Source organism: Aminobacter sp. BA135 (assembly GCF_050859125.1).
Lineage (GTDB): Bacteria > Pseudomonadota > Alphaproteobacteria > Rhizobiales > Rhizobiaceae > Aminobacter > Aminobacter ciceronei.
The window spans coordinates 1,479,748-1,494,265 of sequence record NZ_CP139572.1 but is presented as its reverse complement, the minus strand read 5'-3'; the positions used below and the strand labels follow the sequence as shown (position 1 = coordinate 1,494,265).

Annotated in this window: 15 protein-coding genes; 5 read left to right on the top strand and 10 right to left on the bottom strand. The window is 64.1% G+C overall.

Annotated elements, in window-relative coordinates; all coding sequences use genetic code 11:
- Positions 1-193: 193 nt before the first annotated feature.
- Entirely contained in the window at positions 194-973 is a 780-nt protein-coding gene (locus tag SLT36_RS07335; RefSeq protein ID WP_154385668.1) for a response regulator, read from the top strand.
- 129 nt (positions 974-1,102) lie between these two features.
- Positions 1,103-3,187: a PAS domain S-box protein gene (locus SLT36_RS07330; RefSeq protein ID WP_432286552.1), complete on the top strand. Its 2,085-nt coding sequence runs from the start codon at positions 1,103-1,105 to the stop codon at positions 3,185-3,187.
- 2 nt (positions 3,188-3,189) lie between these two features.
- Here SLT36_RS07330 and SLT36_RS07325 read toward each other — a convergent pair whose 3' ends face one another.
- From SLT36_RS07325 to SLT36_RS07305, 5 genes are all read right to left on the bottom strand, one after another.
- On the bottom strand, positions 3,190-3,963 hold the full coding sequence (locus tag SLT36_RS07325; RefSeq protein ID WP_432286550.1) for a glucose 1-dehydrogenase: 774 nt from the start codon (positions 3,961-3,963) through the stop codon (positions 3,190-3,192).
- Between the two features lie 183 nt (positions 3,964-4,146).
- Positions 4,147-4,557 carry a hypothetical protein gene (locus SLT36_RS07320; RefSeq protein WP_432286548.1) on the bottom strand — a complete coding sequence of 137 codons (411 nt, stop codon included), beginning with the start codon at positions 4,555-4,557 and terminating at the stop codon, positions 4,147-4,149.
- Positions 4,558-4,894: 337 nt separating this feature from the next.
- Positions 4,895-5,194, bottom strand: a complete 300-nt coding sequence (locus tag SLT36_RS07315) for a GNAT family N-acetyltransferase (RefSeq protein ID WP_432286546.1) — start codon at positions 5,192-5,194, stop codon at positions 4,895-4,897.
- The gene (locus SLT36_RS07310; RefSeq protein ID WP_432286544.1) at positions 5,191-5,817 is read right to left on the bottom strand and encodes an alpha/beta hydrolase; all 627 of its coding nucleotides are present in this window, start codon (positions 5,815-5,817) and stop codon (positions 5,191-5,193) included. Before SLT36_RS07310 ends, SLT36_RS07315 begins: the two co-directional genes overlap by 4 nt.
- A 10-nt stretch (positions 5,818-5,827) precedes the next feature.
- The gene (locus tag SLT36_RS07305) at positions 5,828-6,760 is read right to left on the bottom strand and encodes a VOC family protein (RefSeq protein WP_432286542.1); all 933 of its coding nucleotides are present in this window, start codon (positions 6,758-6,760) and stop codon (positions 5,828-5,830) included.
- 231 nt (positions 6,761-6,991) lie between these two features.
- Between SLT36_RS07305 and SLT36_RS07300 the strand changes: the two genes are divergently transcribed.
- The gene (locus SLT36_RS07300) at positions 6,992-8,548 is read left to right on the top strand and encodes an alkaline phosphatase family protein (protein WP_432286540.1); all 1,557 of its coding nucleotides are present in this window, start codon (positions 6,992-6,994) and stop codon (positions 8,546-8,548) included.
- A gap of 56 nt (positions 8,549-8,604) precedes the next feature.
- Here the strand turns inward: SLT36_RS07300 and SLT36_RS07295 are convergent, their stop codons facing one another.
- Both SLT36_RS07295 and SLT36_RS07290 read right to left on the bottom strand, forming a co-directional pair.
- A complete protein-coding gene (locus tag SLT36_RS07295) occupies positions 8,605-9,552 on the bottom strand; it encodes a PRC-barrel domain-containing protein (protein ID WP_432286539.1) in 948 nt (315 codons plus the stop codon).
- Between the two features lie 212 nt (positions 9,553-9,764).
- Positions 9,765-9,935 (bottom strand): hypothetical protein, encoded by a 171-nt coding sequence (locus SLT36_RS07290; RefSeq protein WP_169808314.1) that lies wholly within the window; start codon positions 9,933-9,935, stop codon positions 9,765-9,767.
- Positions 9,936-10,061: 126 nt separating this feature from the next.
- On the opposite strand from SLT36_RS07290, the gene SLT36_RS07285 reads away from it, so the two are divergent.
- Positions 10,062-11,498, top strand: coding sequence for a sensor histidine kinase (locus tag SLT36_RS07285; protein WP_432286537.1), 1,437 nt, complete (start codon positions 10,062-10,064; stop codon positions 11,496-11,498).
- A 12-nt stretch (positions 11,499-11,510) separates the two neighbouring features.
- On the opposite strand, the gene SLT36_RS07280 is transcribed toward SLT36_RS07285, so the two are convergent.
- Together SLT36_RS07280 and SLT36_RS07275 are read right to left on the bottom strand one after the other, a co-directional pair.
- Positions 11,511-11,963, bottom strand: a complete 453-nt coding sequence (locus SLT36_RS07280) for a hypothetical protein (protein WP_432286536.1) — start codon at positions 11,961-11,963, stop codon at positions 11,511-11,513.
- A gap of 72 nt (positions 11,964-12,035) precedes the next feature.
- Positions 12,036-12,362, bottom strand: a complete 327-nt coding sequence (locus SLT36_RS07275) for a DUF883 family protein (protein ID WP_432286534.1) — start codon at positions 12,360-12,362, stop codon at positions 12,036-12,038.
- A 121-nt stretch (positions 12,363-12,483) separates the two neighbouring features.
- On the opposite strand from SLT36_RS07275, the gene SLT36_RS07270 reads away from it, so the two are divergent.
- Positions 12,484-13,596: an AI-2E family transporter gene (locus tag SLT36_RS07270; protein ID WP_432286532.1), complete on the top strand. Its 1,113-nt coding sequence runs from the start codon at positions 12,484-12,486 to the stop codon at positions 13,594-13,596.
- 71 nt (positions 13,597-13,667) lie between these two features.
- On the opposite strand, the gene SLT36_RS07265 is transcribed toward SLT36_RS07270, so the two are convergent.
- The gene (locus SLT36_RS07265; protein ID WP_432286531.1) at positions 13,668-14,429 is read right to left on the bottom strand and encodes a Crp/Fnr family transcriptional regulator; all 762 of its coding nucleotides are present in this window, start codon (positions 14,427-14,429) and stop codon (positions 13,668-13,670) included.
- Positions 14,430-14,518 lie beyond the last annotated feature (89 nt).

Sequence of the window (14,518 nt, the reverse complement as noted above, 5' to 3'; positions counted from 1 at the left end):
CCCCGCATCGTCAGCCTCAGTGCGACCATGGCCTGCCGGCGCGGACTGCGCGGCGCCTGCCGTGGCAAAAAAATGCCCAGGGATGCGCTCGGCCGGGGATGGGTCCCCAGTCGCCTCGCCCCTAGCCCAAAATCGCCCCTAACGAGGCAGGACGCCATTGGCAACTGCCCACCTGAAATGATCGCTGGACATCATGTTTATACCCAATCTACTTTCCGCCGGTAGCGGAGGCGAGACTAAACTGCGCGCTCGGATTGTCATCGTCGAAGATGAGCCCGACCTGAGGGATGCCGTCGCCGAATATCTCGGCGCGAACGGCTTCGACGTGACTGCTGTCGAGAGTGCCGCTGCCCTGCGCAGCATCATCGAAACCGAACAATTCCAGCTTGCCATCCTTGATATCGCCATGCCCGGCGAAGACGGGCTGTCGCTCGGCCGCTGGCTAAGGGCGAAAATGCCGATCGGCATCATCTACGCCACCGCCGCAGGCACGGCTCTCGACCGCATCGTCGGCCTCGAGATCGGCGCCGACGACTATATGGTCAAGCCCTACGAACTGCGCGAACTTCTGGCCCGCGTGCGCTCGGTCATCCGGCGCGTGCCGCAGCCCGAGAGTTACCGGCAGTCGCTGCTGGCCGCCCAGCCGCCGCGCCGCACCATCGCCTTCGGGCCGTTCCAGGCCGACCTCGACGGTCGCCTCGTCACCGGCAGCAGTGGCGCCATCATCGACCTCGCCAAGAGCGAATTCGACATGCTCGAGGTTTTCCTGACGCGGCCCAACCGGCTGCTCAGCCGAACCACGATTTCCGAGGCCATCGGCTTTGCCGAAGACCCCGAATCCTCACGCGCCGTAGACATTCGCATCATGCGCCTCAGGAAGAAAATCGAAGACGATCCGGCGAACCCTAAATTTCTGCGCACCGTGCGTGGCGAAGGCTACATCTTCTCCTTGCCCGGCAGCGAAGGCTACTAGCGCATCGACCCGATAATCGCGGTCGATTTTCGGAAAGCACGATGCGCAGATCATGAAACTGGAGCGTCCTTTGTGCGTCCTATTGGACGCATGGCGCACCAAAGCCTCCGGGCCCCGCCAGGAACCGCGATGACATTGTTGACCGTCTCCCGCACCGACAACCCGTCGGGCACGCCGAGCCCCACCATCGTGGCCGGGCAAATCGTGCGCCGGCTGCGCGCAGCCCAGGATTGGCAGATCGAGATCGACACGATCCTGCGCAGTCTCGCCGCCGGTTTCGGCGGTCATCGCACCATCCTGTTTCGGCTGCGCGACGTGCCCGGCCAGGGCTTCGCGCAGTCGATCGCCGCATTCTGGGTCGACCCGAAGATCGACGCCGTCGCTGCGCCGCCAACGACGATCAACCAGACGCTCGTCGATTCCGACCCGCTGCTTGAACGCCTCGCCGAGGAAGGCCGCCAGGGCAAGATCTTCACCGGCCTGACCCGCGACCTCAGCGGCTTCCTGCGCAATGACTTCGAAAAGCAGCACATCAAGTCGTTCCTCTCGGTGTCGGTGTCGGCGCATGGCCATCTCTGGGGCACGCTCGCCGTCAATGACTGCATCGTCGAGCGCCACTGGAACGACGACGAAATCGCAGCACTCGAGATCATTGCGGCCGCCCTTGGCGATGCCATCGAGCGTTCGCTGTCGGAATATCATGTCAGTGAGATCATCCGCCGGACGATGCTGCAGGCCTCGCTCGACGCCATCATGGTGGTCGACGAAACCGGCTCGATCATCGAGTTCAACCCGGCGGCCGAGAAGATGTTCGGCTGGACCCGCGACGAGATCCTGGGCAAGGACCTGCTCGACACGGTGATTCCGACCTACTACCGCAAGGGCTACAACAACGGTGCCGAATATTTGGCCGGGCGCGGCTCGCCGATGGTCGGCCACCGGCTCGAGACCGTCACCCAGAACGCGTCGGGCGAGATCATTCCGATCGAGCTCACCGCCAACGAGATGCGGCTCGCCGACCGACGCCTCGTGCTCGGCTCGATCCGCGACCTCAGGGAAAAGCACCGCGCCGAGGAAGAAATCAACCGCCAGCGCGAAAAGCTGCACCAGAACGAAAAGATGGCGGCGATGGGCTCACTGCTCGCCGGCGTCTCGCACGAGCTCAACAATCCGCTCGCCGTGGTGGTGGCGCAATCGACGCTGCTGCACGAATTTGCCAACGACCCGCAGACCAAGGTCCGCGCCGAGAAAGTGCGGGCGGCCGCGGAACGCTGCGGCCGCATCGTCAAGAGTTTCCTCGGCATGGTCCGCCTGCACCCGACGTCGCGTGCCGAGACCGACCTGAACCAGGTCATCCGCGCCGCCCTCGAAGTCACTGCCTATGGCGCGCGTTCAAGCGGCATCAGCATTGCCACCGAGTTGGTGCCGGGCACGCTGAGCGTCATGGCCGATGCCGACCACATGACTCAGGTCGCCGCCAACTTCCTGGTCAACAGCCAACATGCGCTGGCCGCGGCACCCGGCGACCGTATCATTCGCGTCAGGACGTTCCGCAACGCCGACGGCAGCGCCGGCTTCTCGGTCGAGGACACCGGCCCCGGCATATCAGAGGCGATCCGCGACCGCATCTTCGAGTCCTATTTCACCACCAAGCCGGTCGGCGTCGGCACCGGCATCGGCCTGTCCATCTCGAAGGCCATCGTCGACCGCCACAACGGCAAGGTCTGGTTCGAGCCGGTGATGCCGACGGGTGCCCGCTTCGTCGTCGAACTGCCGCCGATGGGCGACGGCCACGGCACGATGCTGGAAGCGACGCCGAAGTCGAGCGGGCTGCGCCATGCCGTCATCATCGATGACGAGCCCGACGTCGCCGCTTCGCTGGCCGACATTCTCGAACTGATGGGCGTCAAGTCGCGCATCGTTTCGACCTGGGACTCGGTCTCGGAAGCGCTCGCCGATCAGCCCGACATCATCTTTTCCGATTTGCGCATGCCCGACCGCAGCGGCATCACCATCTTCCGCGACATCGTCGCGACACAGCCCGAGATGGCGCCACGCTTCGTGCTCGTCACCGGCGACCTGATCGGCGCCAAAGCCGAGCTTGAGCAGCTGCCGCCCAACCTCAAGCCGCATATTCTGGAAAAGCCGTTCAGCACTTTCGACGTTCGCAGCGCGCTCAGCGCCGTCAGCGAACAGGTCGCTGACGGAGCCTGAGCTCACTGCGCCGTGTAGCCGCCGTCGATGACCAGTTCGGTGCCGGTCACGAAGCCCGATTCGTCCGAAGCGAGATAGAGCACGCCATAGGCAACGTCGTCGGGTTCGCCGACCCTGCCGAGCGGCGTCAGCTCGACCGCCTTGTTGCCTTCGCCGCTCGCAGCCAGCTTGTCCAGCGCGCCCGACGACATCGGCGTGCGGATCCAGCCGGGACAGATCGTGTTGACACGGATGCCGTAGCGCTCCTTGGCGCAGTGAAGGGCGGCCGACTTCGTGAACAGCTTGACCCCACCCTTGCTTGCGACATAGGCCGCCGTCGACGGGCTGCCGACGAGGCCCATTGTCGACGAAAAATTGACGATCGAACCACCCTTGCCGGTCTTTCGCATCGCCTCGATGCCATATTTGGTGCCGAGGAACACGCCCTCCATGTTGACGGCCATCACCTGGCGCCAGTCGTCGAGGCTGAGGTCCTCGACACTGCCGAAGGGCGCGCCGACACCGGCATTGTTGACCAGGATGTGGAGCCCGCCGAATGCTTCGAGCGTCCTTGCCATCACCGCTTGCCAGCCTGCTTCCGAGGTCACGTCATGTTCGGCATAGAGGCTGCGTCCACCGGCGATCCTGATCGCCTCGGCGACCTGGCGGCCCTTGTCGGCCTGCAGGTCGCTGACAACGACGGCGGCCCCCTGGCGGGCCAGCAACCTGGCGCTCGCCTCGCCCATGCCTGACGCCGCTCCGGTGACGATCGCAACTTTTCCTTCGACGCGGCCCATCGCTGCTCCCCTCGCTTGAGGGTACGACGGTCGCGCGACGACGATCGTTGCTGCATCGTCCCGAGAGACTAAGGCCGGCCGACACCGGAACAAAAAAAGCCCCCGCAGCCGAGGCCGCGGGGGAGGTACGCGCTGGAGGATATCTGTGCAGGCGCGGGGATAGGTGGCAGCGCTCGGAGAGCGCTAGAAGATGTTGGGCGTGGTGCGGACCGGCTCGGCGCTGGCGATCAGCCTGACCTTACGGGCTTCGCGCATGCCGGTTTCCTTGGCGATGGTCTCGACGCAGATCTTGCTTTCGGCGCCCCAGGCCTGCCCGCGGCAGGCGATATCGGTCTCGGACAGCGGCAGCCGGTCGGTCTTGGCGGTCGTTTGCGCGCCCTCGAACGCACCGAGCCGCGTGCCCATCGAGGCAAAGGCCGGACCACTGGTCGGCGCCAGGGCCATCGACGCCAGCGAGGCAAATACGAAAATCGAAAACATTGCCATCGGGTGCTCGTTGGCACGCTGGCGGATGGCAAGGCGCGGGCGGCGATAGATGTGTGAACGCGGCTGGAACTTGTGGTCGAACTCGACAAGCTGGGTGGAACCGGACATTGGGCAGCTCTTTTCGTTAAATTTCATTCCCCTGTTGATATGAATGTAACCGCGCTTTGTAACGCAGCGATGCTGATCAGCGACGCCTAATGCAACAACCTATAAACATCACAAACAGTCAGCATTTCTGTCTAATCAGTCACAAACAGTCGCCATTTCAGTCATTTCCACCTGGAGGCTGTACCATTTCGAGAAACAGACAGAGTCGCCTTTGTAACAGCCTGCCTGAAATTCAGGCACATCCGAAAAGAAACGAAAGGCCAATGCAGTCGCCTGCACCGGCCTTTCGCGATCGCTATGCTGCTGCCTGGCCGACGCCAGACAACAACTCTCAATGTCAGCGGTTGAGCACGTCGGCCCATTCGGGGTGACGGCGGAATTGCGCCGCCGCAAACGGGCAGAGCGGGATGATCTTCTTGCCCGCCGCGCGCGCGTCCTCGACCGCCCGCGTCACTAGCCTCAGGCCGGCGCCCTGGCCGCGGAACGCGTCGGGCACCTCGGTGTGGTCGATGATGAACAGCGTCTCGCTGACATTGCTGTAGGTCATCTCCGCATCGGCGCCGCCGGCACCGCGTATGACATAACGTCCCTTGCTGCCGCGGTCCTCGCGCTCGATCGCCGCCAGTTCTTCAGTCATGCTGCCGCTCCTTTTGTCACGCCGGCGAAAAGGCTTTTCACCGCTTCGATTTCGTTGGGCCGCACCTCGTGGCCGCCGTCATGCCATTCGAGACTGATATCGGCGCCGGCTTGCCGCAAACAGGCGTCGAGCCGGCTCGTCAGGTCAGGCGGACAGATCGGATCGCGCCGCCCCGCCGTGATCAACACATGCCGGCCGCTGAGGCTGCCCTTCACGTCAGGCGCAAACGGGATCAGCGGGTGCATCAGTGCGACAGCATCGAACAAATCGGGCTCGGCAAACAGCACCGAGGCCAGGATGTTGGCGCCATTTGAGTAGCCGAGCGCCAGCACCTGCGACGGCTCCGCTGCCGCGACATGCGCATTGACGAATTCGGCCATCTTGCCGGTCGCCCTGGCGAGATCGTCCATGTCGTAGACGCCCTCGCCGGTGCGGCGGAAGAAGCGCGCCGCACCCATTTCGGAGACGTCGCCGCGGGGCGACACGATGGTCGCCCCCGGCGCCAGCTCGCGGGCAAAGCCAGGCAACTGGTTTTCGTCGCCGCCGGTGCCGTGGAAGGCAAAGACCAGCGGTCCGCCGGGTTCCCCCGGCAGCACCTTGTGGATGTAAGCGTCCTTGCTCATCGGTCCCTCCTCAGTCGCCCAGCGGCTGCAGGTTGTTTTCCAGATAATCCCTGAGATGCGCGTGCTGCGACGGCAGCTTCAAAGCCTCGCCGAGATGGGCGGTGTCCTCGTCTCGGTCGAAGCCGGGTTCGTTGGTCGCGATCTCGAACAGCACGCCACCGGGGGTGCGGAAGTAGATCGCCCAGAAATAGTCGCGGTCGATCACCGGCGTCACCTGGTAGCCCGTCTCCATCAGCGCCTTGCGCACCTCGAGCTGCGTGGCCCGATTCTCGACAGCAAAGGCAATGTGGTGCACCGATCCCGCGCCGAGGCCGGCGAAGGACGCACTCGGCAACGTCTCGATGTCGATGACGTCGGCGCCATTGCCGTCCTTCAACGCCAGCCGCTTGATGTTGCCTGACGTGTCGACCGTCTCATAGCCCATGAACTTCAAAAGCTCTTCAGTCGCCCCGCCATCGCGCAGCCTGAGCGAAGCCGAGTGGAAGCCACGGATCGCCTGGTCATTGCCGACGCCGCCCTTGATCCAGGGCGCACGGCTGTCGCCCTTGGCCTCGACAAGCGCGAAACCGTCGCCATCGGGACCGGCGAAGCTCAGGCGCTTCTCGCCGAACTGCTCGTCACGTGCGAGTCCGCTCACGTCCTGCTCAGTGAAGCGCTTCTCCCAGAAGGGCAGCGTACCCTCGGGAACGGAGAACACAGTGGTGCCGACCTCGCCGACCCCGGGACGGCCCTTGCCGATGTTGGGGAACGGGAAATAGGTCATGACAGAACCGGGCGTGCCCAGCTCATCGGCATAATAGAGGTGGTAGACGTCGGGCGCGTCGAAATTGACTGTCTTCTTGACCCGGCGCAGGCCGAGCTTGTGGGTGAAGAAACGGTTGTTTTCAGCCGCATCCCCAGCCATCGAGGTAACGTGGTGCAGGCCCTTGATCTGGTTGAGCATCGTCTTGCTCCTTTCGCTTGCCGCGGCCCCTGCCGCTCTGTTGGGCCGAATATGGGCGCATCGAATGTCGCGTCATAGTGGCCGGTCACAGAATGGTCAGTATTCAAAAAGTGAACAATGAAGGCGAGCTCGTTCACACTTTCTGGTATGACCGCTGTGGCAGAGAGGACGCTTGCGCATGGCGGTGAATCCGGCTTCCTTGGCCCGCGATTTCAGTTCCAGGGGGCGAGCTTGGCAGGCACCGGCAGACGACAGAACATTCTTCTCATCACTTGCGACCAGTGGCGCGGCGACAGCCTGTCGGCTGTCGGTCATCCCGTGGTGAAGACGCCAAATTCGGACGCTTTGGCGCGCGAAGGCGTGCTGTTTTCCCGCCACTATGCCGGTGCGGCCCCCTGTTCGCCGGCGCGCGCCTGCCTCTACACCGGCCTCTACCAGATGAACAACCGCGTCTGCCGCAATGGCACGCCGCTCGACGATCGCCACGACAACATCGCCCGTGCCGCGCGCCGCGTCGGCTACGACCCGACCTTGTTCGGCTACACCGACGTCTCGCCCGACCCGCGCAACCGCGCGCCGGGCGACCCGTTCCTGCGCAGCTATGAAGGTGTCCTGCCCGGCTTCACCACGCGCCAGCTTCTGCCCGAGCACCAGAAGGGCTGGCTGTCCTGGCTCACCCAGCGCGGCATCGATTCCAGCGCCGGCTTCCCCGATGTCCACCGGACGGCCAATGCCGATGCGCCCGAGGTCAGCAACGCGGTTCCCATTTATTCGAAAGACGAAACGCCGGCCGCTTTCCTCACCGGCGAGTTCCTGCGCTGGCTCGGCGAACAGGACAAGGGCGAGCCCTGGTTCGCCCATGTCTCCTTCCTCAGCCCGCATCCGCCCTTCATCGTGCCAGAGCCGTTCAACACCATGTACGATCCGGCGGAAGGCCCAGCCTACAACAAGGCGCCGAGCTTCGAAGCGGAGAAGGCAAGCCACCCCTTCCTCGCCTACCACCTCGAGCATCACCAGGGTAAGTCGAGCTTCATCCCCGGCGCCCCCGGCAAGGTCGGCGACTGGAGCGAGGACGAATTCCGCAAGATCCGCGCGCTCTATTACGGCATGATCTCGGAGGTCGATTCCCAGCTTGGGCGCATCTGGCAAGGCATCCGCGACAAGGGCGACTGGGACGACACCATCGTCATCCTGACCTCCGACCACGCAGAAATGATGGGTGACCACCACATGCTCGGCAAGGGCGGCTGGTTCGACGGCTCCTACCACATCCCGCTCATCGTCAAGGCACCCGGTCATGAGCGGGCGGCCGGCAGCACCGTCGACCGCTTCACCGCTGCCGTCGACATCATGCCGACCTTGCTTGAGCTGGTCGGCGGAGCGGCGCAGCCGCATCTCGACGGCCAATCGCTGAAACCCTTCCTCAATGGCGACGAGCCCGCCGACTGGCGCGACGCCGCCCATTGGGAATACGATTTTCGCTCGGTCGCCAACGGCACCACGGAAGCCTATTTCGGCACCGGCCCGCGACAGCTCAACCTGTCGGCCATCCGCACCGAAACGGTCAAATACGTGCATTTCGGCGGCGGCCTGCCGCCTTTGCTCTACGACCTCGCCAATGACCCCGGCGAAGCACGCAACCTCGCCAATGATCCGGAGTGGCTGGCCGTGCGGCTGGAATTCGCCGAAAGGCTGCTCGCCTGGCGCGCCAGGCATCTCGACCAGTCACTGGCGCTATCGGAGCTGGCCGAGAATGGCCCGACAGGCCATTTCCTGCGCTTGCCATAACCTCAACGAAAAGGCCCGCGCCGAAGCGCGGGCCTTTCCTCTCAGGTACGCCGCAACTACTGAACGATGATCAGGCGCTGCTCGTCGCGCTTTTCGGCCCAGCTGCCCGCGTCATAAACGGGCTGGCCTTCGAGCTGCTCCTTGGTGAAAGTGGTGTAGAGATATTTCTTGCCGTCGGCATCGACCATGAAGGCAAGGTTGTCGCTGCCGACCGCGACCTTCTTTTCACCGACGCCAAGGAAGCCGCCAACGTCGATGACATAAGCATCGATCTTGCCGTCAGCGGTCATCAGGATATCGCCGATCTCGCCGATATTGGCATCGTCAGCACCATAGACGGTGGTACCCATCAGCTCTTCGGCGCGCAGATCGGCAGCGGGCAGTTCCTTCAGCGTCGACTTGTCGATCGCCGCCGTCTTGGTGTCGTCGGCCGTCGCCGCATCAGGCGTGGCGGCCGGCGCCTGGGCGGTCTGTTCCGTCGCAGGAGGCGTCGCCTCGGGCGTTGCCGGCGCCTGCGCCGTCTGGTCGGAGGCCGGCGCAGCCGGATCGGTCGCGGCTACGGCTGCGGGAGCCGGATCATAGGCGCGGCGATTGAAATCGGGCAGCGCCTGCAGCTGCTCCTTGGTCGTCGACATCACCAGCCAGCGGTCGCCGTTCTTCTCGGCCCAGTCGAACTTGTCGAAGCTGACGGCGACATTCTTTTCGCCAATACCAAGGAAACCGCCGACACCAATCACCAGCTGGTCGGCCTTGCCGTCGGCGGTCAGGACGATGTCGTTGACGTTGCCGATGTTCTCGGCGTCGTCGGCGGTGCCGTTATAGACCTTCTCGCCAATGATGTTGGCGGCAAGGAAGCCCTCGGCATGCGGAATCACTTCAGGTGTCGCGGGGGCAGCTTCCGTGGGGGCTGCCGGAGCCGGTGCAGGTGCTGTGGTGTCCTGGGCATAGGCGCCCGTCGCAAGCAGGGCTGCAATGGCGGTCGTGGCCAAGAGGTTGCGGATCATGGTAAAGTCTCCTCGTGCGTGTTGTTCATGCATGCCGCGCCTTGACCTGTCTTTTGCCGGAACGGTCGGGCGCGGCCTCCTACGGGTTCACAACGTCGTGACCCCGTCATGGTTCCGAATTTTTCCCCTGTCGGGATTGGCCGGCCTGACCTTCGAAACCGTCGCCCGCAACTTGGACGGGCGAGACGAAATCTCCATGGCAACCAAGGTACTTAGCCGGGAGCCGTGGTCGTCTGATTGGCATCTTGATCGATCATCTCGCCATAGAATTCTGCGGCACCCCATGCCGCCATGGCCAGCATCAGCGCTGCCAGAAGCACCAGCAGGACGTGACGGCCGCGCGTCCCCTGACGCGCCTTTCGGGCTGGAATGATCTTGCTCATCGCTGCTCTCCCAAATGGTTCCAGGAGGGCTAACGACAGCATAACGGCATGGTTCCCAAGTTTCGGCCAAGGCTTTTCAAGCGTGCCGCACCCGTCTAGTTTCCCCAGGCCAAGAGGGATGGCCAAGTGCAAGACGACAGAAGCAATGCGAGCAACGACGCCGAAGACAGCGCCGACGAGGCCCAAAGGCGCGCGCAGCACGATCCTGATTTCGACCGGCTGGCAAAGCTTGCAGCCGCCCTGATGTCGGCACCGGCAGCACTGCTCACCCTCGCCGACCAAGACGGACGACAGCTTGTCCAGGCGGACGTCGGACTGTCCTCCGCTCAGATCACCGAGGCATTGGATCTGGCCGAATGGTTCCTCGCAAACGGCCCTGCCGAAGCAGTTAACCGTACACTTTTTCTGCATGCCGGCGCGCCGATCGTCATGTCAGGACTTACCTTCGGAGCACTGCTGGTGCTCGACAACGAACGGCGCCCTGCGCCCGATCCGGACAGGCAGGCGCAGTTGCAGGACGTCGCCGCCCTTGCGGGTAGCCTCGTAGTCCTGCGCGACCGCTCGCAAGCCGGCGCGCGCGCCGAGGCCGCGCTTGTGCATGCCGAAACCCGCCGCGCGATAGCACTTGAAGCCGCTGCCCTTGCCAGTTGGGTCTGGGATCCGCGCACCGGCATCGTCGAATGCGACACGCTCTTGCCCGAACTCTTCAACATGCCGCCGGCTGCAAAAATGCGGGCGCGCGACATCGTCGTTTCCATCGACCGTCGCGACATCGGCAAGACACGCAAGATTTTCCAGGAAGCGCTTGAGGGCAGCGACGACTATTCCGGCGAATACCGCATCCGCGGCTTCGACCCGCCGCGCTGGCTCGCCGCCCGCGGCCGCGTCGTCGAGCGTGACGCCGACGGCCGTCCGACGCTGGTCTTCGGCGTCAACTACGACATCACGGAGCGCCGCAGTGCCGAGGAGCGCCAGCGCCTGCTGTTGCGCGAGATCAACCACCGGGTCAAGAACACGCTCGCCACCGTGCAAGCGCTGGCCACCCAGACGGTGCGCCACGCCCGCGAACCGCGTGAATTCCTCGACGCTTTCAGCCAGCGCCTGCGCGCGCTTGGCCTCGCCCACGGATTGTTGTCGGAATATGAATGGCGCGGCATCGGCATCCGTGATCTCGCGCGGCTGGAACTCTCGCCCTTCGACGACGATGACGCCCCGCGCATTTCAATCTCCGGCCCCGACGCGCTGCTCAGCCCTGATCAGACGCTGGGCCTGGCATTGATCCTGCACGAGCTGGCCAGCAATGCGCTCAAATATGGCGCGCTGTCGGTGCCAGGTGGCAGCGTTGTGGTGTCGTGGACAGTGAACAGCGACAAGCGGCTGGAGCTGCAATGGACTGAAAGCGGCGGACCGGAGGTCGTCCCGCCGAGCCATCACGGTTTCGGCTCGATCCTCATCCGCCGCAGCCTGGCAAAAGTCCTCTCCAGCGAGGTGACGCACGAATTTCCGAGCGAGGGCGTGCGTGCCCACATTTCGATGCCGCTGGGTGAAACGGCCGAAGCCTGACATCTGGCGGGCCTATTCGCCCGCCACGCCATCGCCGTCGTCCGGCTTGCGATTCTCGCGATAGATCGCATAGGCGGCCAGCGCCACCACCGGTCCCAGCAGCGCGCCGATGCCACCCTTGCTGCGCAGCAATGTCGGCAGCACTGCCATCACCGCCGTCGTACCCAGCGCCGCGATATCGGCGCGCCGGCGACGCTCCTCTTTGCGTGCCCGCGACCCGGCCATCAGCTTGTGCACGAGCAGGATCAACCCCGCCAGCAGCAGAAATCCGAGGCCAAAGCCGATTGCCGCTTCGAGGTGTCCATATTTCTCAGCCGCCCAGATGAAGGCGGCGCCGACGAGAAAGCCCACGCCGCACAGACCGGTGATGCCAGCGGCCAGATAGGCGGCTGCCGCGCGGCGCGTCCGCCTCAGTGCCAAAGTCGTCTCGCCGGTGGCGAAACTCGCAATCAACGATGCCAGCATGTGTCCCCCGGCCTCAACGTGAAATTATGCATCGCGCTTGCCGAGGATCGATGGTCCATCCTCGGCCACACGCTAGCGCCGCGCCAGCAGCGCGACAAGAAAACCGACGCCGGCGGCGATGGCGAGCGACGTCACCGGCTTTTCGCGCACGGTCGTCAGGAACTGCTCTTCGATGTCGCGGGCATTGCTGCGCAACGCTTCTACGGCGGCGTCACTCTGTGCCCGCAGTTGCTCGGCGCCTTGCGTCGCGGCGCGCCGGGCAGCGCCGTAGCCATGTTCGCCGGTCGCCGCCAGCTGCTTGGCCAACGCCTCGATATCGGCCTTCAATTGCTTGATGTCGGCCTCGAGGTCCGGTGTCGTCTTGGTGCCGTTGCCGGCCTTCCCTGCAGCTGCAGCCATGTCGTTGCTCCTTGCGTTCGATGGGGCCGAAACGCCTGATATCCCTGTCGGTTCCGTCAACGCAGGAACCATCGCCGACCACCGGGCGTTTTGCCAGCCTCATTCAGCTGGAAAGTCGTCGATGTCGAACCGTACCATCAAGAAGGCACCGACGGTGCGCCTGCCGCCAAAATCCAACTTCGAGCTTCTGCTCGTGCGCGGCTCCCAGGCGTCGATCATTTTCATCGGAATTATCGCCGCTGTCTTCTCCCTTCATGCCGGCGAGTTCATCCTCACCCCCATCGTACTTGGCGTCGTCGTCGGCCTGATGCTTGGTCCGCTTGCCTCGCGGCTTGAACGCTTCAAGGTGCCCCCGGCACTGTCGGCGGCGATCGTCGTCCTGCTGTTCATCGTCTCGGTCTGCGTCTTTGCGCTGCTGGTCAGCTCACCGCTCAGCTTCTGGCTCCAACGCCTGCCGCAGATCTGGTCTCAGCTCGCCACCCAGCTGGCTGACCTCAAGGGGCCGCTCGAGACCTTCAAGAGCATGCGCGACCAGCTGCGCCAGGTCACCGGCGGCGAAGGCGTGTCGGTCTCGGTCGACGAGGGCATGGGCGTCGAGACGATGGCAACACTGGCGCCTGCGGTCATCGCCCAGATCCTGCTGTTCTTCGCCAGCCTCTATTTCTTCGTCGCCACGCGCGACCAGACCAGGATCGCCATCCTCAGGGTCTGCTTCAACCGTCGCCTGCGCTGGCGCGTCGCCCATATCTTCCGCGACGTCGAGCAACTGGTGTCGCAATATCTGCTGTCGATCACCGTCATCAACATCGCCGAGGGCATCACCGTCGGCATCGGCCTCTATCTGCTCGGCGTGCCCTCGGCGCCGCTGTGGGGCGCGCTCGCCATCGTCACCAATTTTGTCCCCTTCATCGGCCCGCTGGTCATGGTGGCGATCCTGTTCGCCGTCGGCTTGACCGAGTTCGACACGCTGGCTACGAGCCTGCTGCCGGTGATCCTTTATCTCGGCGTCAACACCGTCGAGGGCCAGTTCGTAACCCCGCTGGTCATCGGCAGGACGATGACGCTCAATCCCTTCGTCGTGCTGCTGGCACTCGCATTCTGGATCTGGCTGTGGGGCGCCATAGGCGGCTTCATCGCCATCCCGGCCTTGCTGGTCGGCTATGCCATCATCCGCAACGTGCTCCCCGGCGTGAACTGGGGCGTCGACGAACTCGACCGGCAATACGGGCGCTAACGCAATTCCAGGAAAAATGCGCCGCGGTTTCCCGTCCGGAATTGCGCAAGCACAAGAAGACAACGCTCCTGTCACAGCAGAGGGCGCACACCTTCGTCGAGGCCGCCCCAGTTCGCCAGCGCCATCAATCCCTCGATGTCGAGCACCTTGCAGCCGCCATCGCGCCACTGCACGAGTCTGCGGTCGATCAGCTTGCGGATGGTCTTGTTGGTGTGGACCAGCGACAGTCCGAGCGTGTCGGCGACGTGCTGCTGGGTGATCGGAATCTCCACCTTGCCGGTCCCGTCCATGCCGACCTTCCGCGCCCTGCTGGCAATGAAGGCGAGCAAATAGGCGGCTCGCTCCAGGGCTGACCGGCGCCCGACACTCAACAGGTTCTCGTCGAGCATGCGCTCCTCGCGCGAGGCGATCCAGGTGATGTCGTAGGCCAGCCCCGGATAGCCGCGATAAAGCTCCATCAGCCTGTCGCGCTCGAACATGCACAAAAGCATCGGCGACAGCGCCTCCACCGAGTGCTGCATCTCGCCCATCAGGCTGCCTTGCAGGCCTATCATGTCGCCTGGCAGCACGTAGTTGAGAATCTGGCGGCGCCCGTCCTCCAGCAGCTTGTAGCGAAATCCCCATCCCGCCAGCACAGTGTAGAGATGCGCGCTGTTGCTGCCTTCGGAAAGCAGCGTCGCGCCCTTGTCGACGGACAGCTCGCCGCGCTTGAAGCTGCTGACGAAAGCCAGCTCGTCATTGTCGAACGGCCGGAAGGTCGGCAACGGCCTGAGCGGGCACTTCTCGCACGAAACCTGCCGCACAGTGTCGGTCGGAATGCCTTGCTCGGTCATGAATTCCTCCAGAAATGTGACCGGCAACGCCTTAATGGCGCCGAAGGTTCCTCACGGGTGCGCCGCTGCCGCAGCATGTCTTTTTTAAA

Excerpts from the sequence above, each read along its gene's own strand:
- SLT36_RS07335 (WP_154385668.1), top strand. The coding sequence starts at position 194 with ATGTTTATACCCAATCTACTTTCCGCCGGTAGCGGAGGCGAGACTAAA.
- SLT36_RS07330 (WP_432286552.1), top strand. The coding sequence starts at position 1,103 with ATGACATTGTTGACCGTCTCCCGCACCGACAACCCGTCGGGCACGCCG.
- SLT36_RS07325 (WP_432286550.1), bottom strand. The coding sequence starts at position 3,963 with ATGGGCCGCGTCGAAGGAAAAGTTGCGATCGTCACCGGAGCGGCGTCA.
- SLT36_RS07320 (WP_432286548.1), bottom strand. The coding sequence starts at position 4,557 with ATGTCCGGTTCCACCCAGCTTGTCGAGTTCGACCACAAGTTCCAGCCG.
- SLT36_RS07315 (WP_432286546.1), bottom strand. The coding sequence starts at position 5,194 with ATGACTGAAGAACTGGCGGCGATCGAGCGCGAGGACCGCGGCAGCAAG.
- SLT36_RS07310 (WP_432286544.1), bottom strand. The coding sequence starts at position 5,817 with ATGAGCAAGGACGCTTACATCCACAAGGTGCTGCCGGGGGAACCCGGC.
- SLT36_RS07305 (WP_432286542.1), bottom strand. The coding sequence starts at position 6,760 with ATGCTCAACCAGATCAAGGGCCTGCACCACGTTACCTCGATGGCTGGG.
- SLT36_RS07295 (WP_432286539.1), bottom strand. The coding sequence starts at position 9,552 with ATGATCCGCAACCTCTTGGCCACGACCGCCATTGCAGCCCTGCTTGCG.
- SLT36_RS07290 (WP_169808314.1), bottom strand. The coding sequence starts at position 9,935 with ATGAGCAAGATCATTCCAGCCCGAAAGGCGCGTCAGGGGACGCGCGGC.
- SLT36_RS07280 (WP_432286536.1), bottom strand. The coding sequence starts at position 11,963 with ATGCTGGCATCGTTGATTGCGAGTTTCGCCACCGGCGAGACGACTTTG.
- SLT36_RS07275 (WP_432286534.1), bottom strand. The coding sequence starts at position 12,362 with ATGGCTGCAGCTGCAGGGAAGGCCGGCAACGGCACCAAGACGACACCG.
- SLT36_RS07270 (WP_432286532.1), top strand. The coding sequence starts at position 12,484 with ATGTCGAACCGTACCATCAAGAAGGCACCGACGGTGCGCCTGCCGCCA.
- SLT36_RS07265 (WP_432286531.1), bottom strand. The coding sequence starts at position 14,429 with ATGACCGAGCAAGGCATTCCGACCGACACTGTGCGGCAGGTTTCGTGC.